Genomic DNA, 25,807 nt, shown 5'->3' on the forward strand with positions numbered 1-25,807 from the left:
TTTATTTCAATGACTTTAATCATAAAACCAACATTAATCCATTAATAAAAAACCTTACCTATTTTGCTTAACGTAATTGTTGATTATTAAAACCAGAGCGTTCTAAAGAAGTTTTTAACATATTTGAAAATCCTTTTTAATTTCATACTTTGCAATACTAGAAACTATTAAATAGCAAATGACAGAAATTACAAGACTTTTTGATTTCCCTTATTATCAGCTAGAAAACCATCCTTTAGATAATGCTTTGGTTACAAAGCACAATAATGAATGGGTTAATACATCCACTAAAGACTATCTAGATAAAGCCAATGCCTTAAGTAGAGCTTTACTGAAACTGGGCGTTAAGAAAGATGATAAAATAGCTGTTATTTCTTCAACAAATAGGACCGAATGGCATATTGTAGATATTGGCACGCTTCAAACTGGGGCACAGACCATTCCCATTTATCCAACTATTTCTTCTGAAGATTATGAGTATATTTTAAACCATAGCGAATCTGTTTACTGCTTTGTTTCGGATAAAGACGTTTTAGAAAAAATAAATAAGATTAAATCTAAAACAAAATTAAAGGAGGTTTATTCCTTTGATGTCATTGAAGGATGTAAAAATTATTCAGAGTTATTTGAACTAGGAAAAGACAAATCAAATCAGAATGATGTTGAAGCTAGAAAAGATGCTGTTAGCGCATCCGATTTAGCAACTATTATTTATACTTCTGGTACTACTGGAAAGCCCAAAGGTGTAATGCTCTCTCATGCCAATATAGTTTCGAACGTGTTTGCTGTAGAAAAAAGATTCCCTCTTGAGAGGAATCAAAAAATACTCAGTTTTCTTCCTATATGCCACATTTTTGAACGTACGTTTTTATATTTATGTCAATATCGCTGTATCTCCATTCATTTTGCTGAAAGCATAGATAAAATAGGCGATAATTTAAAGGAAGTCAAACCCAACATGATTACTGTTGTTCCTAGATTAATTGAAAAAGTTTTTGATAAAATTATAGCAAAAGGTCAAGATTTATCTGGAATAAAAAAGAAATTATTTTTTTGGGCCGTGGATCTAGGGACTAGATTTGAACCATACGGGCAAAATGGCTGGTGGTATGAATTAAAACTAGCATTGGCACGAAAACTCATTTTCAGTAAATGGCAGGAGGCATTGGGAGGCAATATTGTATTTATGGCCTCTGGAAGTGCAGCGCTGCAACCTCGATTAGGGCATATATTTGGTGCTGCAGATATACCTATTATGGAATGTTATGGGCTAACAGAAACATCGCCTGGAGTTTCCGTAAGCGATAGACGCAATAAAGGATGGAAAATAGGATATGTTGGAAAAGCAATAGATGATGTGGATGTTAAAATAGCTGAAGATGGCGAAATACTTTGCAAAGGCCCAAACATTATGATGGGATATTATAAAGACCCAGAAAAAACTGCTGAAGTCATGACAGGGGATTATTTTCACACAGGTGATAAAGGTGAAATTGATGCTGATGGTTTTTTAAAAATCACGGGCAGAAAGAAAGAGATGTTTAAAACCTCTGGTGGTAAATATATTGTTCCAACACTTCTTGAAAACGAATTAAAGCAATCCCGATTTATTGAACAAGTTATGGTTATTGGCGAAGGCGAAAAAATGGCCGCAGCATTAATCCAACCTAATTTTGATTTTATTAAAGATTGGATCGACAAAAAACAACTTACCATCGGGAAATCTGAAATTGATATCGCAAACTCAGATATCATCAAAGACCGCATTCAAAAAGAAATGAATATCTGTAATGAAAAATTTGGTAAATGGGAGCAAATAAAAGTGTTTAAACTGACACCTGAAGTTTGGTCTATTGATGCTGGACACCTCACTCCTACTCTAAAAATGAAAAGAGATACTATAAAAAAAATGTATCTAGATTTAATTGAAGAAATTTACCGCCCATAATTTCTTCAACCATATTATAAATATAAAATTCCATTTTATAAAATAACTTAAACATTTCTCAATAAAACAGCTCAAAAACAAACAGTTGCTTAATTTTAAATCATATTTTTTGTTATTTATACATCATTTTAATACTTTTAAATTGATAACCAATTAAAACAAAAACAAATGAAAACAAAAAATTTTTTAGTTTCCGGTATCATTGGAGGTATTGTTGATTTCCTTTTAGGTTGGCTCTTTTATGGAATTATTTTTATAAACACATTTCCTCAACCGGAAGAAAGTTCCAACGCTATGTTATTCATATTTTTAGGTTGCTTAACTTTCGGATTATTTGTATCATTCATTTTTACAAAATGGGCACAAATTACAACTGCTATCACCGGAGCTAAAGCAGGCGCTATTATTGGCTTATTTATAGGTTTATTTTACAACTTTTTTAATTTAGCGATGAACGCTACTATTTCAATGGAATTAGCCGCTTTGGATGTTGCCATTTCAGTTGTTATGACATCCATTATAGGTGCCGTTATAGGTGCAGTAAACGGCAAGATAGGATAGCAAAAAACATCATTTAATTCACTGTTTTACAACCCATTACCGCTTACTTATAAAAAATAATTATAATTTTAAAAAAAATACTATGCATGCATAGTATTTTTTTTTATATTTGAGCACACCAATCAAACACTATGAAAGATAAAACCATAGACTATGTACTTAGAACTACATGGTTAACAGTTCAAAAAATGTACAATGAAGAAGCCTCAAAGTTTGGAAGCACCATGGCAACGGGTTTTACATTGTTAAGTATAGACCCCGAAAAAGGTACACCCTCAACAGCTTTAGGTCCAAAAATGGGAATGGAAGCTACAAGTTTATCTAGAATATTGAAAACCATGGAAAACAAAGGCTTAATTACAAGAAAACCTAATCCTAATGATGGTCGTGGTGTTATTATTTCCCTGACCGATTTTGGTCTAGAAAAAAGAAATTACTCGAAAGAAAAAGTATTGTTATTCAATGAAGCCATAAAAAACAATGTTTCAGAAGAACAATTAATACATTTTTATGAAGTAGCCGAAGTCATTAATGACATGGTAAGTAATAAAAAAATATACAGTCAATCTGATAGTTAAAAATAAAATGAGCAAACGTAGAATTAAAAAAATAGCCATTATTGGTTCAGGTATTATGGGAAGTGGTATCGCTTGCCATTTTGCCAATATTGGAGTAGAAGTCCTTTTATTAGACATCGTCCCTAGAGAACTTAACGATAAAGAAAAAGCAAAAGGGTTAACTTTAGAAGATAAAATAGTTAGAAATAGATTGGTTAATGATGCATTAACCGCATCTTTAAAATCTAAACCCGCCCCTATTTATCATCAAAGTTTTGCTAATAGAATTACTACTGGAAATCTTAAGGATGATATTGCTAAAGTAGCCCATGTAGATTGGATTATGGAAGTTGTAGTTGAAAGACTTGACATCAAACAACAAGTTTTTGAAAAACTAGAAAAATATAGAACTCCAGGTACCTTAATGACATCAAATACGTCTGGTATTCCTATAAAGTTTATGAGTGAAGGCCGTTCAGAAGATTTTCAAAAGCATTTTTGTGGTACACACTTTTTTAATCCAGCACGTTACTTAAAGTTATTTGAAATTATTCCTGGACCAAAAACAGATACTTCAGTTTTAGAATTCTTAAATGGTTATGGTGAACAATTCCTTGGAAAAACGTCTGTAGTTGCCAAAGACACACCAGCTTTTATAGGTAACCGAATCGGTATTTTCAGTATTCAAAGTTTATTTCACACGGTTAAAGATTTAGATTTAACAGTTGAGGAAGTTGATAAATTGTCAGGTCCTGTAATAGGCCGTCCAAAATCGGCTACTTTTAGAACCGTTGATGTTGTAGGATTAGATACTTTGGTTCACGTAGCAAACGGCATTAGAGAAAACTGCCCTAATGATGAACGTTTAGAACTTTTTAAATTACCAGATTTCATCAATACCATGATGGAAAACAAATGGTTTGGAAGTAAAACCGGTCAAGGATTCTACAAAAAAACCGTTTCTTCAGAAGGTAAAAAAGAAATATTAACGCTAGACTTAAACACCTTAGAATATCGTTCTGCAAAACGTGCAAAATTCGCCACTTTAGAATTAACAAAATCTATTGATAAAGTTGTTGACCGTTTTAAGGTATTAGTAAAAGGAAAAGATAAAGCGGGGGAATTCTACAGAAAAAGTTTTGCGGCTCTATTTGCTTACGTTTCAAATAGAATTCCAGAAATCACAGATGATTTATATAAAATTGACGATGCTATGAAAGCAGGATTTGGTTGGGAACATGGTCCTTTCCAAATTTGGGATGCTATTGGCGTTGAAGCTGGAATAGAAATAATGAAAGCCGAAGGTTTAGAACCAAATGCTTGGGTAAACAATATGCTTGCTTCAGGAAGTTCTTCTTTCTACACCGTAAAAGATGGAGCATCCTACGCTTATGATATTCCGAAGAAAACACAAGAAAAAATTCCAGGACAAGATAGCTTCATCATACTAGATAACATCAGAAAATCGAATGAAGTCTTTAAAAACTCAGGAGTTGTTGTTGAAGATTTAGGAGACGGCATCCTAAATGTAGAATTCCAATCCAAAATGAATACTATAGGTGGCGACGTACTTGCCGGATTAAATAAAGCCATTGATATTGCTGAAAAAGATTTTGCAGGTTTAGTAGTTGGTAACCAAGGTGCAAACTTCTCGGTTGGTGCAAACATTGGCATGATTTTTATGATGGCCGCAGAACAAGAATATGATGAACTTAATGGTGCTATTAAATATTTCCAAGATAGCATGATGCGTATGCGTTATTCTTCTATCCCAACAATATCCGCACCTCATGGTATGTCTTTAGGTGGTGCTTGTGAATTATCAATGCATGCCGACAAGGTAGTTGCCGCAGCAGAAACATATATGGGGCTTGTAGAATTTGGAGTTGGTGTTATTCCTGGTGGAGCGGGTTCAAAAGAAATGGCTTTAAGAGCTTCTGATACATTTAGAAAAGGTGATGTTCAATTAAATACATTACAAGAATATTTTTTAACAATTGGTATGGCAAAGGTATCAACTTCAGCTTACGAAGCATTCGATTTGGGTGTGCTTCAAAAAGGAAAAGATATTGTAGTTGTTAATAAAGACCGCCAAATTGCGGTTGCAAAACAGCACGCCAAACTTATGGCAGATATAGGATATACACAACCCATAAGAAGAACAGATGTAAAAGTACTTGGTAAGCAAGCTTTAGGTATGTTTTTAGTGGGAACTGACGCTATGGAAGACAGTAATTACATTAGCGAACATGATAAGAAAATCGCGAATAAACTCGCATACGTTATGGCTGGAGGCGATTTATCCGAACCAACATTAGTTAGCGAGCAATATTTATTAGACTTAGAGCGTGAAGCATTCCTATCATTATGTACGGAACGTAAAACTTTAGAGAGAATTCAACACATGTTGACTAAGGGAAAACCATTACGTAATTAGAAAAAAGAATAAAGAGATTAAAAAAGAGAACCTAAACGACAATATTTAGAGACAGATTTAAAAGTCTTTTTATCTAATCTATTTTCTTTGCTCTCTTTCCAAAATAAAAATAGAATTATGAAGACCGCATATATAGTAAAAGCATACAGAACCGCTGTTGGTAAAGCTCCAAAAGGTGTATTCCGTTTTAAAAGAGCAGATGAGTTAGGTGCCGAAACCATTCAGCACATGATGAAGGAATTACCAAATCTTGATGTATCAAGAATTGATGATGTTATTGTTGGAAACGCTATGCCGGAAGGTGCGCAAGGATTAAATATGGCGCGATTTATTTCATTAATTGGATTAAATAGTGTTGATGTACCTGGTGTTACTGTAAATCGATTTTGTTCTTCAGGAATTGAAACTATTGGTATTGCCACTGCAAAAATTCAAGCAGGAATGGCCGATTGTATTATTGCTGGAGGTTCTGAAAGTATGAGTTCTGTACCTATGACAGGTTTTAAACCAGAATTAAACTACGATACGGTTAGTGCTGGCCACGAAGATTATTATTGGGGGATGGGAAATACTGCAGAAGCGGTTGCAAATCAGTTTAAAGTATCTCGTGAAGACCAAGATGAATTTGCTTTTAATTCTCATATGAAAGCTTTAAAAGCACAAGCTGAAAATCGTTTTCAAGACCAAATTGTACCTATAGAGGTTGAACAAACATACATTGATCCCAACGGAAAAAAAGCAACAAAAAAATATACAGTAACAAAAGATGAAGGCCCTCGGGAAGGAACAAGTTTAGAGGCTTTAGCAAAATTACGTGCTGTTTTTGCTGCTGGAGGAAGTGTTACTGCCGGTAACTCATCGCAAATGAGTGATGGTGCTGCTTTTGTAATGGTAATGAGTGAAGATATGGTTAAAGAATTAAACCTTGAGCCTATTGCAAGATTAGTCAGTTATGCCGCTGCAGGTGTAGAACCTCGCATTATGGGAATTGGCCCTGTAAAGGCTGTTCCAAAGGCATTAAAACAAGTGGGACTACAACAGAATGATTTATCGTTAATTGAATTGAACGAAGCGTTTGCATCTCAGTCTTTAGCAGTAATTAGAGAATTAGATTTAAACCCAAACATAGTAAACGTTAATGGAGGCGCCATTGCTCTTGGCCATCCACTTGGTTGTACAGGAGCAAAACTTTCGGTGCAACTTTTTGACGAGATGCGTAAACGAGATATGAAAGGTAAATATGGAGCAGTTACTATGTGCGTTGGAACTGGTCAAGGTGCATGTGGCATCTTTGAATTTTTAAATTAAAAAATAAAGTAAAAGCAATGGAAAAAGACATTTTACGTGGCGGTCAATTCTTAGTTAAAGAAATTGATTGTGAAGATATTTTTACACCTGAAGATTTCAACGAAGATCAGCTTATGATGAAAGAAGCTGTTACCGAATTTGTTGATAGAGAAATTTGGGCAAAAAAAGCACAATTCGAAAAGAAAGATTATGCCTTAACAGAATCTTGTATGAGGCAAGCTGGAGAGCTTGGTTTCTTAAGTGTTTCAGTTCCTGAAGAATACGGAGGAATGGGCATGGGCTTTGTTGACACGGTATTGGTTTGTGATTTTATTTCTGGAGCGACTGGCTCTTTCAGTACTGCATTTGGTGCACATACGGGTATTGGCACCATGCCAATTACACTATACGGCAATGAAGAACAAAAACAAAAATACGTACCCAAATTAGCCACTGGAGAATGGTTTGGCTCATATTGTTTAACAGAACCTAGTGCGGGTAGTGATGCTAATTCTGGAAAAACAAAAGCAGTACTTTCTGAAGATGGTAAAACATACAAGATTACAGGTCAGAAAATGTGGATTTCAAATGCTGGTTTTTGCAGTTTAATGATTGTTTTTGCTAGAATTGAAGATGATAAAAACATTACGGGTTTTATTGTTGAATACGACTCAGAAAACCCAAACGGAATTACGATGGGCGAAGAAGAGCACAAACTAGGTATTCGCGCATCTTCTACTCGTCAAGTTTTCTTTAACGAAACAGTAGTTCCTGTTGAAAACATGTTATCCACTAGAGGTAACGGATTTAAAATTGCCATGAATGCTCTAAACGTAGGTAGAATAAAGTTAGCCGCTGCTTGTTTAGACGCACAAAGACGTGTGATTACTGAATCCGTTAAATATTCCAATGAGCGTATTCAGTTTAAAGTTCCTATTTCTAGCTTTGGAGCAATTCGCCAAAAAATAGCTGAAATGGCTACTAATTGTTGGGTTGGTGAAGCTGCAACTTATCGTGCATCAAAAAATATTGAAGACCGTATTACTATTCGTCAAAACAACGGAAAAGACACACATCAAGAAGCCGAATTAAAAGGTGTTGAAGAATATGCAATTGAATGTTCTATCCTAAAAGTAGCGGTTTCAGAATTTATTCAAAAATGTTCAGATGAAGGTATCCAAATTTATGGAGGTATGGGATTCTCTGAAGAAACACCTATAGAATCTGCTTGGAGAGATGCTAGAATTGCTAGAATTTATGAAGGTACCAATGAAATCAATAGAATGCTTTCGATTGGTATGTTGATCAAAAAAGCCATGAAAGGTCATGTTGATTTATTGGGGCCTGCACAAGCTGTCGCTAAAGAACTTACAGGCATTCCTTCTTTTGATGTTCCTGATTTTTCGGAGTTATTTTCAGAAGAAAAAAGCATCGTTAAAAATCTTAAAAAACTATTCTTAATGGTTACAGGTGCAGCTTTTCAGAAATATGGTGAAAAAATTGAAAGTCAACAACAACTCATGTTGGCTTCTTCAGATATTTTAATTCAAATTTACTTAGCAGAATCCGCTATTCTTCGTGCAGAAAAAATGGCAAAGAAAGAAGGTGAAGCCAATGCAAAAGAACAAATAGCTATGGCAAAATTAAACTTATTCCATGCTATTGATGTGATTGAAACCGCTGGAAAGCATTCTATAATTTCTTTCTCTACAGGTGACGAGCAACGTATGATGCTTATGGGTTTAAAACGCTATATTAAATATGTAAACATGCCCAATATTATTGAATTAAGACATATTATTGCTGAAAAAGTAATTAAAGAAAATAAATATTGTTTTTAATACAAAAAACAGGATTTGAATAGAGCGACTAACTCAATTCTAAAAGCGCTTCGGATAAATTTTCGGAGTGCTTTTTTTTATTTTTATTAATTTAGAGAAAAATCATAAATATGAAAACTTTAGTAATTGTTTATCTATTATTTACGACTTCCATCTTGATTGCTCAAGAAAAGAAAACATTAGAACCTAAACTAAAAAATATAGCTTGGATATCAGGAAACTGGAAAGGTGAGGCCTTTGGTGGACTAACAGAAGAAAATTGGAGTGAACCATCTGGTGGTTCCATGATGGCTACCTTTAAATTAATTAACGACGGAAAAGTTTCATTTTATGAAATAGAAATTATTAGAGAATTAGAAAACACTTTAATACTTCAATTAAAGCACTTCAACAATGATTTGAAAGGTTGGGAGACTAAAGATGAAACCGTAGATTTTCCTTTGAAAGAAATCACTCCTACTAAAGCTATTTTTGAAGGCATGATATTTGAGAAAGTAAATGATAACGAAATGAATGTTTATGTAGATATTCATCAAAAAGACGGTTCTATAGAAACCGTTAAATTCAATTATACCAAATAGCAAAAATTAACAAACTCTTATGAACCTTTTTATTTAATTTTAGTGTAAATTTTAAATTAATGAAAAACCATTTCAGCTTACTTATAATTTTTTTAATAACACCCCTTTTTTTCTTAAATGCACAAGGTCTTTTAACAGAAAAAAATAATTTCACAAGGCAAGACACTTTAAGAGGAAGTATTACTCCTGAACGCGAATGGTGGGATTTAACCTATTATCATTTAGACATTAAAGTTGACCCAGACAATAAATTCATTTCGGGAAAAAACACCATTCAATATAAAGTTTTAGAGCATGATTCAGTCATGCAAATTGATTTACAATCTCCTATGAAACTGCTAAAAGCAGTTCAAAATGATAAAGAATTAAAAATTAGACATGATGGTAATGCACACTTCATCTCCCTAATCAACAATCAAAATATAGGCGAAATAAAAAGCTTAGATGTGTATTATGAAGGTCATCCTAAAGAAGCTGTAAGAGCTCCTTGGGATGGTGGCATTTCATGGAAAAAAGACAAAAATGGTAATCATTTTATAGCATCGTCGTGTCAAGGTTTGGGAGCTAGTGTTTGGTGGCCATGTAAAGATCATATGTACGACGAGGTAGATAGTATGCAAATTAGCGTGAATGTTCCTGATAAATTAATAAATGTTTCTAACGGAAGATTAAGACGTGTTGAGCAAATTGGAGATACAAAGACTTATACGTGGGTTGTTAAAAATCCAATTAATAATTATGGCGTTAACATAAACATTGGTGATTATGCAAATTTCACTGAAGTTTATGATGGACAAGGGGGGAATTTAGACATGAATTATTATGTTTTAAAAGACAATTTAGAAGTGGCCAAAGAACAATTTAAACAAGCTCCAAAAATGATGAAAGCTTTCGAGCATTGGTTTGGTCAGTATCCATTTTATGCCGATAGTTTTAAACTTGTTGAAGTGCCCTATCTAGGTATGGAACATCAGAGTTCTGTAACTTATGGCAATCAATATAAAAATGGCTATTTGGGGAATGATTTATCTGGTACTGGTTGGGGTCTAAAATTCGACTTCATCATTATTCATGAAGCTGGGCATGAATGGTTTGCCAATAATATTACCAATAAAGATGTTGCTGATATGTGGATTCATGAAGGATTTACCTCGTATTCGGAAAACCTCTTTTTAGACTATTACTACGGTAAAGAAGCAGCTGCAGAATATGTTATTGGTACACGTAGAAACATTGCAAACGATAGACCTTTAATAGGGAATTACAATGTTAATAGCGAAGGTTCTGCAGACATGTATTACAAAGGAGCCAATATGCTCCATACCTTAAGACAACTTGTTGAAGACGATGAAAAATGGCGAAAAATTTTACGAAAAATGAATGTTACTTTTTACCATCAAACCGTAACCACACAGCAAATTGAAGATTTTTTATCTAAAGAAACTGGTATAGATTTAACTGAATTTTTTAATCAGTATTTAAGAACCACTATGGTTCCTACACTAGAATATTCAATAAAAAAGAAAACTTTAAAATACCGTTGGACTAATATTGTTGAAGGTTTTGATATGCCTATTCAAGTAAAAATCGCGGATGATGAACATTGGATTTATCCAAAAGTTGAATGGCAGACTTTAGAAACCCCTTCCAGTAAAATACCAGTAGTTTTTGACAAAGATTTTTATGCGGAATTTAAACAACTATAATTGTTTTGAACCTTCCTGAACTCCATTTTGAACGCCACACCGATTGGTATGATTGGCTACTTAACAACCATAGCAAAGAAAAAGCAGTATATCTTATTTTTTACAAACTAGAAATGAAAGTCCCCACAATGCGATGGGAAGAGGCTGTTAAAGTGGCTATTTGTTTTGGTTGGATTGATTCTACTGTAAAAAGTTTAGGAAATGGAAAAAGGCGACAGTACTTCTGCCCTAGAAATCCAAAAAGTACTTGGAGCGCTCTCAATAAAAAATATGTAAAAGAATTAACCAAAGTAGGATTAATTCATCCTTCTGGGCATAAAATGATTGAGCTTGCAAAAAAAACAGGGACATGGACAGCCATGGACGATGTTGAAAATAGCATTATTCCTAAAGAACTTCAAGTTGCATTCGATAAAAACAAATTGGCATTTGAAAACTATCAAAATTTTGCAAGAGGTTATAGAAAAAGCTACCTGTCTTGGTTACACAGCGCCAAACGCAAAGACACAAGAAAAAAACGTATAAATCAGATTATTGAGTTATGTGCTAATATTAAAAGTAGAGATACTTGGTAAGCTGCTTAAGGGTTTATAAAAGTATTAATCTCAGATAACGAAAGTTTGGGGTTTGCACCTTCACTTTGTGCTACCAAAGCACCAACACCACAAGCAAAATTGATAGCTTTTTGTGGCTCTACATTACTTAACAATTGACTTATTAAAGCTCCTAAAAAAGAATCGCCTGCACCTACTGTATCTTTTACTTTTATTTGATAACCGTTATTATAATATAGCGCATTATTATAAAGCAATACTGCTCCATGCTCACCTCTTGTCACACAAATATGATCTGTATTGGTTTGTTCTGAAATGTATTCTAAGTTGTCTTCTAAGCTATCATATTTTGAATTTAAGAAACTGGCTACCTCATATAATTCGTCATCATTAAACTTTATAAAGTCCGCCTTTTCCATCAGATGTGTTAAAATAGCTTTAGTATAGTAAGGTGCTCGTAAATTAAGGTCGAATATATTATAGCTTGCATTATCTATAAGGCTGTAAAGCGTACTTTTTGAAACCTCATCTCTAGTTATCAAACTTCCAAAAACAAAAGCGTTAGACTTACTAACTATATCTTTGCTCATTTCATTAAGTTCTATTTTGTCCCATGCTCTGGGATACATAATATCGTAAGTTGCAGATCCTTTATTGTTAAGCGTTACCTTAACATCGCCTGTTTTATAATCGATAAGCCTTTGGATATAGGTTACGGTATCCAAACCTGTTTCATGTATATGCTGAATTAGTGCTTTACCATTTTCATCATTACCAATAGCACTAATCATTTTAACATTGTGTCCAAAAGAATTTAGTCGCAATGCGACATTAAGTGGTGCACCACCAATTTTTTTATGCGTTGGAAACATATCCCAAAGTACCTCTCCAAAACAAACTATGTTTGACATTTGCTTTGTATTAAACTATTAATAAATATTGGATTCCATAGTCCGCTGATTTATAGAGTTTCTAAACTCCTGAAGCATACGTTTAGCAATACCTGTCCATCCAAAGTTTCTTCTTGCAAAGCGAGCGCCTTCAACAGATAATTCATTTCTTAAATTTGGATATAACAGAGGCATAGACATCATTGCTCCAAACTCTATTGGACGATGTGGGTCTGCAAATAAAGCCTGATTACCAAAATCAATCAAATCATTTAAACCGCCATGTACCGTAATTACACTTGGAGTTCCGCATGCCATAGCCTCAATGGCTACCATTCCAAACGGTTCATATCTCGAGGGCATAGCAAAAATGTTTGCTGAACGATATACGTTTGCTAAATCTTCATCTGCTATATAATTCTTCCACTTAATCTTATCGTTAACACCAAGATCATTGGCTAGTGCTTTTAATTTTTTTATCCCTTGTTTATCTTGTGCAGAATCTCCTCCAACTGCCGCAACTAAACGTGCTTCTGGGCACAATTCAAAAACTGTGGGCAAAGCTTTTATAAGTAAGTCATAGCCTTTATTATGTGCCATTCTTCCTAAAGCTAAAATATCGGTTGGATGAATATCATATTTTGCCCGTATTTTATCGTTTTCTTTTGTTGGCACGGGATAAAAACGATTTTCATCAATTCCTGGGGGAATCATTGAGCAATTTCTAGGTAATACATCATATTGTTGCGTTAATAAATCTACTTGAGGTAAAGTTGTTGCTATAACATGATTACACATTTGAAATACAAAGTACTCCTTTCTTATACGTTCTTTAAAACGATAGGTTTCCATTTCTTTTTCGTTCATATCGCTACCCATGGTATGTTGTTTCCACCAGCCTAATGAATGTGGTGTGTGTACATGTGATATACCTAACTCTTCAGCAATTTTTTGACCTGCCCAACCAGCATCCCAATAATGGGAATAAATAACATCGTACTTTTTACGTTCTTTTTTTATTGCAGCCAAAGTATTGGTAACAAACTTCTTTAAATGATCATGCATATCTTCCTTTCGGATAAATTCTTTTCCTCCAAAAGGGATTCGCCATACATTAAAATTTTCATTAACATGGTCGTATTCAGGTTGGTTCTCAAACTGTCGTGTTAATAAATCTACATTTTTACCTAGCCTACTGAAACGATCTGCAAGCTCAAGTACATACACTACCTGTCCTCCTGTATCTGGTTTTCCTAGTTCTGGATTTGCAGCTACATATCCGTGTAAAGAGATCATTAAAATCGATTTCATAGTATTATTTTTTAGTTATTTATTAATTATTTTTAAATCATGGCAAGCAGAAATGTATTGTGCTGCAGACCATGCTTGATAGGCTTTACCCATGGGTTTTCCAGTTGTTCCGTGTGCCCATTCGTTAAACTCCCACTCTTCATTTATGCCTTCTTTATTTATAAGTGCTAACTTGTGTAATTCGGCTATTGCAATATCTTTTAAACCTAATTTATTAATAAACTTAACCCAAAAACCACCAACAAATGGCCATATTCCACCATTATGGTAGTGATTTGGTAAATTCAATAAATTAACGGTGTAATAAGGTCTCCAATCAGGATCTCCTGGGCTTACCACGGGATATACATTAGCAACAGGAAAAGGGTCATTAACGCCTACACCTAACATAAATTTAAAGGTTTGGTGGGCTTTTTCGGAGTCAATGGTTCCATGTAAAAAGGCTAGAATATTACCAAGTGTATCGCATCTCCAACTAAAATCAAATGGTGTTGTTTGTGCTATTAAATATGATGTATCTCCAAGCGTAAATTGCTTTTCTGCAAATGATACTGTTTGAAATAGCTGCTGTTGTGTTGAAGGCCAAAAATTTTGTAATATTTCTTTTTTTATGACTTGTGACCAACGAATATATTCACCTGCTTGTTCATGATCACCCAACATCTCCAAGAGTCTTCCAAAACATACATTAGAACGATACCAAAGAATTTCATCATAAAGTATATTATAACTTCTGCCAAATAAATCGGTCCAATCCCCTGCTTCGGGTATTTCCAATAGTGCATCATTATTACTATCGTGAGCACCTAACCATCTCATGGTTTCTTTAATATCCGAAATATAATCTCTTAGGAATTTTATATCCTTGGTCACATTTACATATTCATAAAAAGCAATAACGACCCATATCCCACTATCTATGGAACAAATACCTCCAACACCTGAATAATCTGGAATATTGTCTTTTATTCTAACATTTGATGGTATTTGCCCATTTCTGGAGATGTGTTCAAATAAAGTGATAAGTGTTTGTCGGACACATTTATGAATCTCTTTATCTTTATGAATAAGCGGTAAAGCACCAATAACAGTAATAGCACCATCTCTTGCCCAAACACTATAATAATTTTCATCTGTTCCATGAGCTACATTATCCTTTATAGAGCATGCCGAAAAACCAAGTGGTGTGATATTCTTTTTTAGAGCTTCAATGGCCTTTTCATAGCCTTCACGAATCAGTGCAATTTTCTCGTCTTCATCTTCTGTGGCAATATGACTTAGTTCTTGTTTTATAAAAAAATCATCGGTATGGTCAACATTAGTATCTAATTTAGCTTCCTGTGGTAATACTTTGTAATAGACTAATCCTTCAATAATCCCATCACCTTTTTCATTTTCGGTATGATAAACTTGCCTATGCTTTGTGTATTGGTAAAGTTCTTCATGGGCATTGGCTACTACAATACCTTTTACATCCTTAATATCAAACATAGCCGAGTCATTACCACTATCGCCGGCAACCATAACCTGGTTAGTCTTTATGTTTAGTTTCTCTAACAACCATTGTAATGCATTAGCTTTATTAGCAAATTTTGGAAGAATATCTAAAAACTTACCTCCTGAATACACAACGTTAATATGCATATTCGCATCAGCAAAATCTTGTTCTACGCTAGTTATTAGTTCGGGAGTTGCGTTGTGAAAAAAATAACTTCTTTTATAGGCATGTTGAAATTTAGTAGGTTGATCACTTATTGGATGATCAATGTTTTGAATTACATTTTCAACAGATTTTAAGTCCCATCCATCATCAAGAACATGATTAAACTCTTTTACTAGACTTTTATCGTTATAATTATAAATATGTGTTCCAACACCAGAAATTATATAATCGGGTTGGGGAAGAACACCTTTATCTATTAAATAAAGAACATCATCAATTAATCGCCCTGTATTATAAGTTAAAAGAACATCTTTTGGTTTGTACTTTTTCCATATTTTCCCAAAGTTACTTTTATACGTATGAAAATCTATTAAAGTATTATCTATATCAAATGAAAGCAGACTTATCTGGGCTTCGATTTTATCCATAAAAAATATGTTGTTTTTGTTTAATTCTAATTTTAATTTTGAAGAAATTAGAAGTTAAACAGCTAAAAACCTATTAAATAAGAACTATTCTTAAAACTATTCAATATGTAATAAATAGAACGCCACAGATTATCAATTCGAAAAAATGACCATTACATTTTTGAATAATTAATAACTGCAAAAAATAAAAAAACCGAAAAAAACATTTTTTCGGTTAAAAATTTCAAGTCAAAATTTCGAATTTTATAAATCGTTTATAAAACTACCGTAAGGATCTTTAAATTGAACACCTTCAGTAAACCTGTGTTTACTTAACTGTTTAAATTCCACTAAAGCCCAAAGCACAAATTCTTTTACAAAATAGCTGTCTTGTTTTAATAAGTTAGGTTGATATTCAGCTAACAAATCATCTAATGGCGAAATAGCATCCAATAAAGCCTTATACTCTTTATCTCTTAAATCATCTAACAATTCAAAACCATCTTTTTGATTGAAAAACCAAGACACAATATCATCATAAGGGCTCTCCTCTTCTTGTTTTTGTAGTTTTCCAATCTTAGGAAAAAACTCAGGAAATAAACTTTTTACAGCTTCACCAATTAAATTATAAGCAACCACGGCAGCGCCTTCTTGCTCACCTTCATAAACCAATTCTACTTTCCCGGTAATAGACGGAATAATACCAACAAAATCGGATAATCGTAATGTGGTTATTCCACCTCCAACCATTAAAGACCGTCGCTCTGCTGTGCTTAATAAATTTTCTAAAGCTGTAATACTTAAACGTGCACTTACGCCACTTTTGGCATCGATAAACTCGCTCTCGCGGGCTTGAAAAACAATTTGTTCTAGCAAATCTCTTGCTAAATCGGGCACTATAACAGATGCTTTCTGGCCTTCAACCACTTTAGCTTCTTGCTCTGTAATCTGTCTTGCCGTTTCAATATCCGATGGATAATGCGTTAAAATCTGGGAACCAATTCTATCTTTTAAAGGCGTAACAATACTACCGCGATTTGTATAATCTTCGGGGTTTGCTGTAAATAAAAATTGGATATCTAAAGGTAATCTCAGCTTAAAGCCCCTAATTTGAATATCGCCTTCTTGTAAAATATTAAACAACGCTACTTGAATTCTAGCTTGCAAATCCGGTAATTCATTAATTACAAAAATGCAACGGTTTGCCCTTGGAATCATACCGTAGTGAATTACCCTATCATCTGCATAGCTCAGTTTTAAATTAGCCGCTTTAATAGGGTCTACATCTCCAATAATATCAGCGACAGTAACATCTGGCGTAGCCAGCTTTTCGGCAAAACGCTCACTTCGGTGTAACCATGAAATTGGTGCATCATCTCCTTTTTCTTTTATTAATTCAACTGCATATCTAGAAATTGGCTGTAATGGGTCATCATTAATTTCAGAACCTTCAACAAAAGGAATATACTCATCTAATAAATTCAACATTAAACGGGCTAAACGTGTTTTTGCTTGTCCACGCAATCCCAATAAATTAATATTATGCCTTGATAAAATAGCACGTTCCAACTCTGGTATTACGGTGTTTTCATAGCCGTGAACGCCTTCAAAAGTAGTCTCTTTATTTTTTATTTTCTGAATTAAATTATCTCTTAACTCATCCTTTATAAATTTGCTTTTGTAACCTGCCTTTATTAATTCGCCTAGTGTTTTTATGTTTTCTATTTTCATATTTAATTATTTAACCCTCCGAATTTCGATTATCATCGGAATCCACCTCCCTTAAAAAATTAGGGAGGAACAAGTTCTATTTATACTTTTAATTACTTTTAAATTTTATTTACCATTTTCACTTTTACTTGCTCTCCTCTTAAATTTAAGAGGAGAATGAATTTCGGTTTTATTTCAAATCGGAAGAAAGAGGAGTTTTATCTTAAATTAACCTCTAATTCTTTTTTTTCTATTTGTTTCATAATCCTCAAAAATCATTTCACCTAAACCTTTCAAACCTGTATAAAACGCTTTTCCTTGGTTGGCATAGGTAAACTCCCGTACAAATTGCATTAAGTAATTATCTTGAGCAATCATAAATGTAGTAATAGGAATGTGTAATCGCCTTGCCTGTTGCGCCATAGCATAACACTTATTTACAATATGAGTATCTAGACCATTACTATTTTTATAATACTGTCCGTCTGGTAAACGCAAGCAACTTGGTTTTCCGTCGGTTATCATAAAAATTTGTTTATTGGTGTTTCGTTTTCTGCGTAATAAATCCATTGCCAATTGCAGACCTGCAACGGTGTTAGTGTGATAAGGCCCTACTTTTAAATACGGCAAATCTTTAATTTCAATCTGCCAAGCGTCGTTACCAAAAACTAAAATATCTAAAGTGTCTTTAGGATATCTTGTGGTAATTAATTCGGCCAATGCCATGGCTACTTTTTTAGCTGGAGTAATTCTATCTTCTCCATAAAGAATCATACTATGACTAATATCAATCATTAACACGGTACTCATTTGCGATTTGTGTAGCGTTTCTTCAACTACTAAATCATCTTCTGATAAAGTAAAATCGCCAATACCATGATTGATTTGGGCATTTTTCAAGCTTTCAGTCATAGATACTTTATCCAAAGCATCACCAAATTGATAATTTCTAAAATCGCCGGTATGCTCATCGCCTACTCCTGGGCTTTTACTTTTATGATTGCCTTGCCCACTACGTTTAATTTTTCCAAAAATATGGTCTAATGCTTGTTGCCGAATAGCTCTTTCTGTTTTTGCAGTAATAGCCATACCTCCTTGTCCTTTATTATCAATTTCTTCTCTTATGTAGCCTTTCTTTTTAAGGTCTTCAATAAAATCATCAATAGTGTATTCTGATGTGGTGAGTTTGTATTCTTTATCTAATTCTCGCAACCAATCAATGGCTTCGTCAAAATCGCCAGAAGTATGCGTAATTAATTCTTTAAAAATATCAAAAAGCTTATCAAAAGGTGATAGATTTGGTGCTTCATATTTTTTAAATACAAAACCTTTTCTGGAAGTTTTAATGTTTTTCATAGCTGTATAAAAATACTATATTTTTATACAAAATGTTGAATCTAGTAATTAGATTTATCTATACTTTAACAAGGATTTTAAATAATTGCTATTCAACACGTTTTAAACCTTCTAAGTTTTCTATTTTTATATACTTACCAACTGTAGAAATTAGTTTTTCTTTTTTTAATTGAGACAAAACACGTATCGCTGATTCTGTAGCTGTACCAACAATATTCGCATAGTCTTCTCTAGAAAGCAATACACTTAGCGTACCATCAGGATTTACACCAAAACTATCGTGAATATAAACTAAAGCCTCCGCAAGTCTTTGCTTTACAGACTTTTGAGCCATATTAACAATAATATTATCAGCTTCCTTTAAATCGTGTGCCATATCTTTCAACACGTCAAAAGAAAACTTTGGGTTTTTTTGAAGATCGGCAATAATCTCACTTTTAGGAATAAAACAAACTTCCATATCATTTAATGCTACCGCTTGTAAATTAGAACTTTCATCACTAATTAATGAACGCTGCCCAAGTAATTGGCCTTTAACAACCATTTTAACTATTTGATCTTTTCCGTTTTCGCTTAATTTGGATAGTTTACAAATGCCATCCTTAACACAATATACACCATTTAAAACTTCGCCTTCTTCAAAAATAATTGACCCTTTTTTAATCTTTTTAGAAGTTTTACAACCAGATATACGTATTAGTTCATCTTTAGTTAAAGACTTCAAAGAGTTAAATTGCTTAATAATACATTGTTCGCACTTGCCCATGGTAAAAAATTAAAGTAGTGTAAAAATAAAGAAAACATGACAAATATCATATATAAAAAGCACTTGTTTTGTATTTTCGCAAAAGGTATAAATGAGCAAATTTTATGGGGCATAAAACATGTTTCCACTGTGGATTAGATTCAACATCTTCCGAAATAACTTATGATGAAAAATCATTTTGTTGTAATGGTTGCAAAACTGTTTACGAGATTTTTTCTATAAACGATTTAACATGCTATTATGATTTACAGAAAGCCGCTGGTGCCAAACCAAGTGATATAGAAGGCAAATACAACTTCCTAGATAATGATAAAATTGTTGAAAGTTTATTAGAATTTAATGACGAAAAAACACAGATTGCAACAGTTTATATTCCTCATATCCATTGCAGTTCTTGTATTTGGATCCTTGAAAACCTAAACAAAATAGCACCTTCAATAAGTGCTTCTATAGTAAATTTTGGAAAGAAAACAGTTCGCATTACTTATAATAGCGAAAGCTTCTCTTTAAAACAAGTTGTTAAATTATTAAGTAGTATTGGCTACGAACCTTTTATAAGTCTGGACGATTTTAGCGTTGGCAAAAAAAATACCGACAGGTCGCTTATTTACAAATTAGGCATTGCCGGTTTTGCCTTTGGGAACATTATGTTTTTATCGTTTCCAGAATATTTTCAGGTTTCTGGTTTTTGGATTGAAACCTACGCTCCTATTTTTAGATGGCTGATGTTTACTTTTTCGCTTCCTGTTGTATTTTATTCGGCACAAGATTATTTTATTTCTGCATATAAAGGATTGCGCTCTAACATATTAAATATTGATGTACCCATTGCTTTAGGTGTAACCGTTTTATTTTTAAGAAGTACAACCGAAATTATTTTTAATTTAGGTACAGGATTTTTTGATAGTTTATCTGGACTCATTTTTTTCTTGCTTCTTGGAAAATTTTTTCAACAAAAAACCTATACTTTTTTATCATTTGAAAGGGATTACAAATCATATTTCCCTATTGGGATTACTAAAATAAATGCTGATGGAAAGGAGGAATCTGTTCAAGTTTACGATATTGAAAAAGGTGACAGATTGCTCATTAGAAATGAAGAACTTATTCCTGTAGATTGCATTCTTATAAATGGCAAGGCCCATATTGATTATAGTTTTGTAACAGGAGAATCTGAAGCCGTATCAAAAAAATCTGGTGATAAATTATTTGCAGGAGGGAAACAACTAAACTCTAGTATTGAAGTTGATGTTTTAAAAACCGTTGAACAAAGTTATTTAACCCAACTGTGGAGTAACGATGTATTTAACAAAAATAAAGAAGACAGCTTTACGACACTAACCAACGCTATTAGTAAAAAATTCACCATTGCCGTTTTAAGCATCGCGTTTATAGCAACTGCCTTTTGGTTATTTAATGATGCCTCAAAAGCATTGAATGTGTTTACAGCGGTTCTAATTATTGCTTGCCCGTGTGCCATTGCCTTAGCAGCTCCTTTTACATTTGGGAATTTATTACGCATATTCGGTAAGCTAAAATTCTATGCAAAAAATGCTTCTGTTATTGAACAATTAGCAGCTGTCGACACTATTATTTTTGATAAAACTGGAACAATTACCGCAAACAAAGAAACCCATATAGACTATGAAGGCTTAGAGCTTTCTGGCAATGAAGAATCTTTGCTTAAAAGCACTTTACGGAATTCTAATCATCCACTTAGTCGCTCTTTATACTCGCTTTTAAACGAACATAACATTGTGACTTTAGACACCTACCAAGAACACATAGGAAAGGGCATGGAAGCACGACACGAGCAAGATTCTATAAAAATCGGGTCTGCGCCTTTTGTTGGGTTTGCTTCTGAAACGGCTACATTAAACACAGCAGTCCATGTAAGTACCAACAATCAATACAAGGGGAAATTTACGTTTTATAATAAATATCGAAAAGGGCTTTCTAAACTTTTTAAAAGGCTGAAAAGAGATTACGACTTGGTCATTTTATCGGGCGACAATGCAGGCGAAAAGGAAAACTTGACAAAGTTATTACCAGCTAAAACTAAATTATTTTTTAATCAGAAACCTGAGGACAAATTAGAATACATAAAACACCACCAAAACTCTGGAGCAAAAGTTTTAATGATTGGTGATGGGCTGAACGATGCTGGAGCATTGGCACAAAGCAATGTAGGTATTGCCATTTCAGAAAATGTAAATGTGTTTTCGCCCGCCTGTGATGCTATTTTGGATGCTTCAAAATTCAACCAATTATTCAAATTTATAAAAGCTTCAAAATCGTCTATAAAAATTATTAAATGGAGTTTTGTTTTTTCATTTATTTATAATATCATTGGGCTATATTTTGCGGTTACTGGTCAATTAGCTCCAGTAATAGCTGCCATATTAATGCCTTTAAGTTCGATTAGTATTGTAGTGTTTACAACAATTTGCACGAATGTTTTAGGTAGAAAATTGACCTAATATTAAAAAAGAGATTTTGGCAAACAAGTGAGTTAGCCCTTCCGGCAGGCAGGGATTGCAGCGTCATCCTTTTTTGAGTCACGAGAAAAAGATATAGCGAAAAGCCCACCCGTTGTGGTAACCTACCAACAGGCAGGCGCCCAAAGAAAATTAGAATGATTACAAATAAGAAAACATGATAAATGTCATGTTTTACAAAATAGTATGAAAGTACTTTTGATCTATAACTTCAAGTAGGTATGAGTGTTATATATATTTTACTAACTATTAGTATTATTGTTGCTCTTGTTTTTTTTGTAGCCTTTATTGTGGCTGTAAAAAATGGACAGTTTGACGATAGCTACACCCCTTCCGTTCGCATGTTATTTGAAGACGAACTCATTAAAGAAAAACCAAAAAAAACAATACTAACCAAAAAAGAATAATATTTCAATTATGGAGATGCAACAGTTTCATTACGATAATAAAATCGTTAAAAAATTCCTCTATGCTACAATAATTTTTGGAGTTGTAGGCATGGCAGTAGGTTTGCTACTTGCTTTTATGTTTCTATTCCCAAATCTTACCGACGGTATTTCGTGGCTTAGTTTTGGTCGTTTAAGACCTTTACATACCAATGCCGTTATTTTCGCTTTTGTTGGAAATGCCATGTTTGCTGGTATTTATTATTCGCTACAGCGTTTGTTAAAAGCACGTATGGCAAGCAACCTTTTAAGTAATATTAACTTCTGGGGTTGGCAACTTATTATTGTTGCAGCTGCCATCAGTTTACCTTTAGGCTATTCAACTTCAAAGGAATATGCTGAATTAGAATGGCCAATAGATATAGCCATTGCATTAATTTGGGTGGTTTTTGGTGTGAATATGATTTGGACCATTTTAAAAAGAAGACAACGCCATTTATACGTTGCTATTTGGTTTTACATTGCTACGTTTGTTACCGTTGCCGTACTTCATATATTTAATAGTTTAGAATTGCCTGTAAGCGCAATGAAAAGTTATTCGGTTTACGCTGGTGTTCAAGATGCTTTAGTACAATGGTGGTACGGACACAATGCGGTGGCCTTCTTTTTAACAACGCCTTTTTTAGGATTGATGTATTATTTTGTACCGAAAGCAGCAAATAGACCTGTTTACTCCTATAGATTATCTATCGTGCATTTCTGGTCGCTGATATTTCTTTATATCTGGGCTGGACCACATCACTTATTATATACAGCGTTACCAGAATGGGCGCAGAATTTAGGTGTTGCTTTTTCTGTGATGCTTTTAATGCCGTCTTGGGGTGGTATGATAAATGGACTTTTAACCTTACGCGGTGCTTGGGATAAAGTAAGAACCGACCCTGTTTTAAAATTCATGGTTGTAGCTATTACTGGTTATGGTATGGCAACATTTGAAGGGCCTACACTATCATTAAAAAGTGTAAATGCCGTAGCCCACTTTACCGATTGGATTATTGCACACGTACACGTGGGCGCATTAGCATGGAATGGTTTTATGGCGTTTGGTATTATTTATTACCTCATCCCTCGCTTATTTAAAACAAAAATGTACTCGTTAGCCTTGTCAAATTTACATTTCTGGTTAGGCACATTAGGTATCATTATCTATGCGCTACCCATGTATGTTGCTGGTTTTACGCAATATTCTATGTGGCAACAATTTAATCCAGATGGCACTTTAGTTTATGGTAACTTTTTAGAAACCGTTACTGAAATCATCCCGATGTACTGGATGCGTGCTATTGGTGGTACACTATATATCATTGGTATGTTCATCTTGGTTTACAATGTTATAATGACAGTTAAACAAGGTAGTAAAGTTGAAGATGAATTAGCAGAAGCAGCTGCTTTAGAGCGCGTAACTAAAAAACGCACTTCTGGTGAAGGTTGGCATACATGGTTAGAGCGTAGACCTATTCAATTAACCATTTTAGCTACAGTTGCTATTTTAATTGGTGGTATTATTCAAATTGTGCCAACTATTATGGTAAAATCGAACATCCCAACCATATCTAGTGTAAAACCTTATACGCCGCTAGAGTTAGAAGGTAGAGATATTTATATTCGTGAAGGCTGTGTGGGTTGCCACTCACAAATGATTCGTCCGTTTAGACATGAAGTAGAGCGTTACGGCGAATATTCAAAAGCTGGTGAGTTTGTTTACGACCATCCGTTCCTTTGGGGAAGTAAACGTACAGGTCCTGATTTACACAGAATTGGTGCAAAATATTCAGATAACTGGCACTTCAATCACATGTACGATCCACAAAGTACCTCATCCGGTTCTATTATGCCACGCTATCCTTGGTTAATAACAGGTTCATCTAGTAAACTTGACAAATCGATGACAGAGGCAAAAATGGAAGCTATGGTTACACTAGGCGTACCTTATACAGATGAAGACATTGCCAATGCGCAACAAAACATGTTAGATCAAGGAGCTCAAATTGAAGAAAACCTGCATAACGACCCAGATTTTGCTAAAACTTATGAAGCAGACAAAAAATATGCTTCTGATAATGGCGAAACGTTTATAGAAATGAAAAACAGAGAAATTGTTGCACTTATAGCTTATTTACAGCGATTGGGAACTGATATTCACGTAAAACCTGAGCAACAATAATAACCATCAAAATTATTCAAAACCATGTTGAAATTTGTAAAAAACCATATGGAGAGTATTGCAGGAATCGAGATTTATCCGATGATCTCTCTACTCATCTTCTTTACTTTTTTTGTACTACTTTTTTGGTGGGTTATTACCGCTAAAAAAGACTATATAAAAAACGTAAGTAACCTTCCTTTAGACAACCAAAACGACGATATATTATGAGAAAATTAGTTCCATCTTGGATTCGAGTTCCAATAGTATTTTTTATCATTTTCGGAGCCGTAGAATTCTTTATAGATTCTGGAGAAAAACCTGCATTTATTGAATATCCCGCAGTGATGCTATTTCTTCTTTTAGTGCTTTTAATTCTTATTGCTATTGAAGCGATTGTTGGCGCATTAGAAAATGTAATGCTACACAAATTAGATGAAGAAGCCAAAACACGCTTTTTAGCTGAAAAGGAATCGGCTTATAAGTTCACTTGGCTAAAAGAAACCTATACAAAACTTTTAGGCTCAAAACCGATTGAAGAAGAAGGCGAAATTATTTTAGACCATAACTACGATGGTATAAAAGAATTAGATAACAACTTACCACCTTGGTGGGTGTATGCCTTTTACATCTCAATTGTTTTTGCATTTGTTTACTTAGCTAAATATCATGTTTTTAATGGAGATAATCAAATTGATGAATTAGAAACAGAATTGGCAGAAGCTAGAATTGCTATTGAGCAATACAAAAAAACGGCAAAAAATTTAGTAGACGCCAATACCGTAACACAACTTACTGAAGCAGCAGATTTAGCAGCTGGAAAAACAATATTCGAAACAAATTGCGTGGCGTGCCATATGGCAGATGGCGGCGGTGGTATTGGCCCAAATCTAACCGATAAACACTGGATTTTAGGTGGTAACATTAAAAGCATATTTACAACCGTATCAGAAGGTGGGCGTTCAGGAAAAGGGATGATTGCCTGGAAAGCACAACTTAAACCATTAGAAATGGCACAGGTAGCCAGTTATGTTTTAACATTTCAAGGTACTACGCCAGCAAACCCGAAAGTAGCAGAAGGCGATGTTTGGGTTGATGAAAATGCTGAAGCTCCTACCGAAGCAGTTGAGTAAATTGTAACAGAT

The 25,807-nt window shown here is 33.9% G+C and carries 20 protein-coding genes; 14 read left to right on the plus strand and 6 right to left on the minus strand.

Annotation, left to right across the window (positions count from 1 at the left end; all coding sequences use genetic code 11):
• The first annotated feature begins 178 nt into the window (after positions 1–178).
• From ABD935_RS12830 to ABD935_RS12870, 9 genes are all read left to right on the plus strand, one after another.
• Positions 179–1,948, plus strand: coding sequence for an AMP-dependent synthetase/ligase (locus ABD935_RS12830; RefSeq protein ID WP_345192515.1), 1,770 nt, complete (start codon positions 179–181; stop codon positions 1,946–1,948).
• 168 nt (positions 1,949–2,116) lie between these two features.
• Positions 2,117–2,509: a hypothetical protein gene (locus tag ABD935_RS12835; protein WP_345192516.1), complete on the plus strand. Its 393-nt coding sequence runs from the start codon at positions 2,117–2,119 to the stop codon at positions 2,507–2,509.
• Positions 2,510–2,640: 131 nt separating this feature from the next.
• A complete protein-coding gene (locus ABD935_RS12840) occupies positions 2,641–3,087 on the plus strand; it encodes a MarR family winged helix-turn-helix transcriptional regulator (RefSeq protein WP_345192517.1) in 447 nt (148 codons plus the stop codon).
• A gap of 7 nt (positions 3,088–3,094) precedes the next feature.
• Positions 3,095–5,503 (plus strand): 3-hydroxyacyl-CoA dehydrogenase/enoyl-CoA hydratase family protein, encoded by a 2,409-nt coding sequence (locus ABD935_RS12845; protein ID WP_345192518.1) that lies wholly within the window; start codon positions 3,095–3,097, stop codon positions 5,501–5,503.
• Between the two features lie 117 nt (positions 5,504–5,620).
• The gene (locus ABD935_RS12850; RefSeq protein WP_345192519.1) at positions 5,621–6,811 is read left to right on the plus strand and encodes an acetyl-CoA C-acyltransferase; all 1,191 of its coding nucleotides are present in this window, start codon (positions 5,621–5,623) and stop codon (positions 6,809–6,811) included.
• 17 nt (positions 6,812–6,828) lie between these two features.
• Positions 6,829–8,631, plus strand: a complete 1,803-nt coding sequence (locus ABD935_RS12855; protein ID WP_345192520.1) for an acyl-CoA dehydrogenase family protein — start codon at positions 6,829–6,831, stop codon at positions 8,629–8,631.
• Between the two features lie 110 nt (positions 8,632–8,741).
• On the plus strand, positions 8,742–9,212 hold the full coding sequence (locus ABD935_RS12860) for a DUF6265 family protein (RefSeq protein WP_345192522.1): 471 nt from the start codon (positions 8,742–8,744) through the stop codon (positions 9,210–9,212).
• Positions 9,213–9,271: 59 nt separating this feature from the next.
• Positions 9,272–10,918, plus strand: a complete 1,647-nt coding sequence (locus ABD935_RS12865; RefSeq protein WP_345192523.1) for a M1 family metallopeptidase — start codon at positions 9,272–9,274, stop codon at positions 10,916–10,918.
• 5 nt (positions 10,919–10,923) lie between these two features.
• Positions 10,924–11,493 (plus strand): YdeI/OmpD-associated family protein, encoded by a 570-nt coding sequence (locus ABD935_RS12870; RefSeq protein WP_345192524.1) that lies wholly within the window; start codon positions 10,924–10,926, stop codon positions 11,491–11,493.
• A gap of 5 nt (positions 11,494–11,498) precedes the next feature.
• Here ABD935_RS12870 and ABD935_RS12875 read toward each other — a convergent pair whose 3' ends face one another.
• The 6 genes from ABD935_RS12875 to ABD935_RS12900 all read right to left on the minus strand — a co-directional run bounded on the left by ABD935_RS12875 (position 11,499) and on the right by ABD935_RS12900 (position 19,575).
• Positions 11,499–12,383 carry a carbohydrate kinase family protein gene (locus ABD935_RS12875; RefSeq protein ID WP_345192525.1) on the minus strand — a complete coding sequence of 295 codons (885 nt, stop codon included), beginning with the start codon at positions 12,381–12,383 and terminating at the stop codon, positions 11,499–11,501.
• A gap of 18 nt (positions 12,384–12,401) precedes the next feature.
• Complete coding sequence (locus tag ABD935_RS12880; RefSeq protein ID WP_345192527.1) at positions 12,402–13,673, minus strand: glycosyltransferase; 1,272 nt, start codon at positions 13,671–13,673, stop codon at positions 12,402–12,404.
• A gap of 15 nt (positions 13,674–13,688) precedes the next feature.
• A complete protein-coding gene (locus ABD935_RS12885) occupies positions 13,689–15,764 on the minus strand; it encodes an HAD-IIB family hydrolase (RefSeq protein ID WP_345192528.1) in 2,076 nt (691 codons plus the stop codon).
• A gap of 243 nt (positions 15,765–16,007) precedes the next feature.
• Positions 16,008–17,474: a magnesium chelatase gene (locus ABD935_RS12890; protein ID WP_345192529.1), complete on the minus strand. Its 1,467-nt coding sequence runs from the start codon at positions 17,472–17,474 to the stop codon at positions 16,008–16,010.
• Positions 17,475–17,681: 207 nt separating this feature from the next.
• A complete protein-coding gene (locus ABD935_RS12895) occupies positions 17,682–18,809 on the minus strand; it encodes a vWA domain-containing protein (RefSeq protein WP_345192530.1) in 1,128 nt (375 codons plus the stop codon).
• An 88-nt stretch (positions 18,810–18,897) separates the two neighbouring features.
• On the minus strand, positions 18,898–19,575 hold the full coding sequence (locus ABD935_RS12900) for a Crp/Fnr family transcriptional regulator (protein ID WP_345192532.1): 678 nt from the start codon (positions 19,573–19,575) through the stop codon (positions 18,898–18,900).
• 104 nt (positions 19,576–19,679) lie between these two features.
• Between ABD935_RS12900 and ABD935_RS12905 the strand changes: the two genes are divergently transcribed.
• The 5 genes from ABD935_RS12905 (at position 19,680) to ABD935_RS12925 (ending at position 25,795) form a co-directional block, all read left to right on the plus strand.
• Positions 19,680–22,055, plus strand: coding sequence for a heavy metal translocating P-type ATPase (locus ABD935_RS12905; RefSeq protein WP_345192533.1), 2,376 nt, complete (start codon positions 19,680–19,682; stop codon positions 22,053–22,055).
• Positions 22,056–22,294: 239 nt separating this feature from the next.
• The gene (ccoS, locus tag ABD935_RS12910) at positions 22,295–22,480 is read left to right on the plus strand and encodes a cbb3-type cytochrome oxidase assembly protein CcoS (RefSeq protein ID WP_345192534.1); all 186 of its coding nucleotides are present in this window, start codon (positions 22,295–22,297) and stop codon (positions 22,478–22,480) included.
• A gap of 10 nt (positions 22,481–22,490) precedes the next feature.
• Positions 22,491–24,683, plus strand: coding sequence for a cytochrome-c oxidase, cbb3-type subunit I (ccoN, locus tag ABD935_RS12915; RefSeq protein ID WP_345192535.1), 2,193 nt, complete (start codon positions 22,491–22,493; stop codon positions 24,681–24,683).
• A 24-nt stretch (positions 24,684–24,707) separates the two neighbouring features.
• Positions 24,708–24,893, plus strand: a complete 186-nt coding sequence (locus ABD935_RS12920) for a CcoQ/FixQ family Cbb3-type cytochrome c oxidase assembly chaperone (RefSeq protein ID WP_345192536.1) — start codon at positions 24,708–24,710, stop codon at positions 24,891–24,893.
• A complete protein-coding gene (locus ABD935_RS12925; protein WP_345192538.1) occupies positions 24,890–25,795 on the plus strand; it encodes a cbb3-type cytochrome c oxidase N-terminal domain-containing protein in 906 nt (301 codons plus the stop codon). The genes ABD935_RS12920 and ABD935_RS12925 overlap by 4 nt, the downstream gene beginning before the upstream one ends.
• Positions 25,796–25,807: the final 12 nt, after the last annotated feature.

This window comes from Algibacter agarivorans, from assembly GCF_039543245.1.
Taxonomy (GTDB): Bacteria; Bacteroidota; Bacteroidia; order Flavobacteriales; family Flavobacteriaceae; genus Algibacter_G; species Algibacter_G agarivorans.

Excerpts from the sequence above, each read along its gene's own strand:
- ABD935_RS12830 (WP_345192515.1), top strand. The coding sequence starts at position 179 with ATGACAGAAATTACAAGACTTTTTGATTTCCCTTATTATCAGCTAGAA.
- ABD935_RS12835 (WP_345192516.1), top strand. The coding sequence starts at position 2,117 with ATGAAAACAAAAAATTTTTTAGTTTCCGGTATCATTGGAGGTATTGTT.
- ABD935_RS12840 (WP_345192517.1), top strand. The coding sequence starts at position 2,641 with ATGAAAGATAAAACCATAGACTATGTACTTAGAACTACATGGTTAACA.
- ABD935_RS12845 (WP_345192518.1), top strand. The coding sequence starts at position 3,095 with ATGAGCAAACGTAGAATTAAAAAAATAGCCATTATTGGTTCAGGTATT.
- ABD935_RS12850 (WP_345192519.1), top strand. The coding sequence starts at position 5,621 with ATGAAGACCGCATATATAGTAAAAGCATACAGAACCGCTGTTGGTAAA.
- ABD935_RS12855 (WP_345192520.1), top strand. The coding sequence starts at position 6,829 with ATGGAAAAAGACATTTTACGTGGCGGTCAATTCTTAGTTAAAGAAATT.
- ABD935_RS12860 (WP_345192522.1), top strand. The coding sequence starts at position 8,742 with ATGAAAACTTTAGTAATTGTTTATCTATTATTTACGACTTCCATCTTG.
- ABD935_RS12865 (WP_345192523.1), top strand. The coding sequence starts at position 9,272 with ATGAAAAACCATTTCAGCTTACTTATAATTTTTTTAATAACACCCCTT.
- ABD935_RS12875 (WP_345192525.1), bottom strand. The coding sequence starts at position 12,383 with ATGTCAAACATAGTTTGTTTTGGAGAGGTACTTTGGGATATGTTTCCA.
- ABD935_RS12880 (WP_345192527.1), bottom strand. The coding sequence starts at position 13,673 with ATGAAATCGATTTTAATGATCTCTTTACACGGATATGTAGCTGCAAAT.
- ABD935_RS12885 (WP_345192528.1), bottom strand. The coding sequence starts at position 15,764 with ATGGATAAAATCGAAGCCCAGATAAGTCTGCTTTCATTTGATATAGAT.
- ABD935_RS12890 (WP_345192529.1), bottom strand. The coding sequence starts at position 17,474 with ATGAAAATAGAAAACATAAAAACACTAGGCGAATTAATAAAGGCAGGT.
- ABD935_RS12895 (WP_345192530.1), bottom strand. The coding sequence starts at position 18,809 with ATGAAAAACATTAAAACTTCCAGAAAAGGTTTTGTATTTAAAAAATAT.
- ABD935_RS12900 (WP_345192532.1), bottom strand. The coding sequence starts at position 19,575 with ATGGGCAAGTGCGAACAATGTATTATTAAGCAATTTAACTCTTTGAAG.
- ABD935_RS12905 (WP_345192533.1), top strand. The coding sequence starts at position 19,680 with ATGGGGCATAAAACATGTTTCCACTGTGGATTAGATTCAACATCTTCC.
- ccoS (WP_345192534.1), top strand. The coding sequence starts at position 22,295 with ATGAGTGTTATATATATTTTACTAACTATTAGTATTATTGTTGCTCTT.
- ccoN (WP_345192535.1), top strand. The coding sequence starts at position 22,491 with ATGGAGATGCAACAGTTTCATTACGATAATAAAATCGTTAAAAAATTC.
- ABD935_RS12920 (WP_345192536.1), top strand. The coding sequence starts at position 24,708 with ATGTTGAAATTTGTAAAAAACCATATGGAGAGTATTGCAGGAATCGAG.
- ABD935_RS12925 (WP_345192538.1), top strand. The coding sequence starts at position 24,890 with ATGAGAAAATTAGTTCCATCTTGGATTCGAGTTCCAATAGTATTTTTT.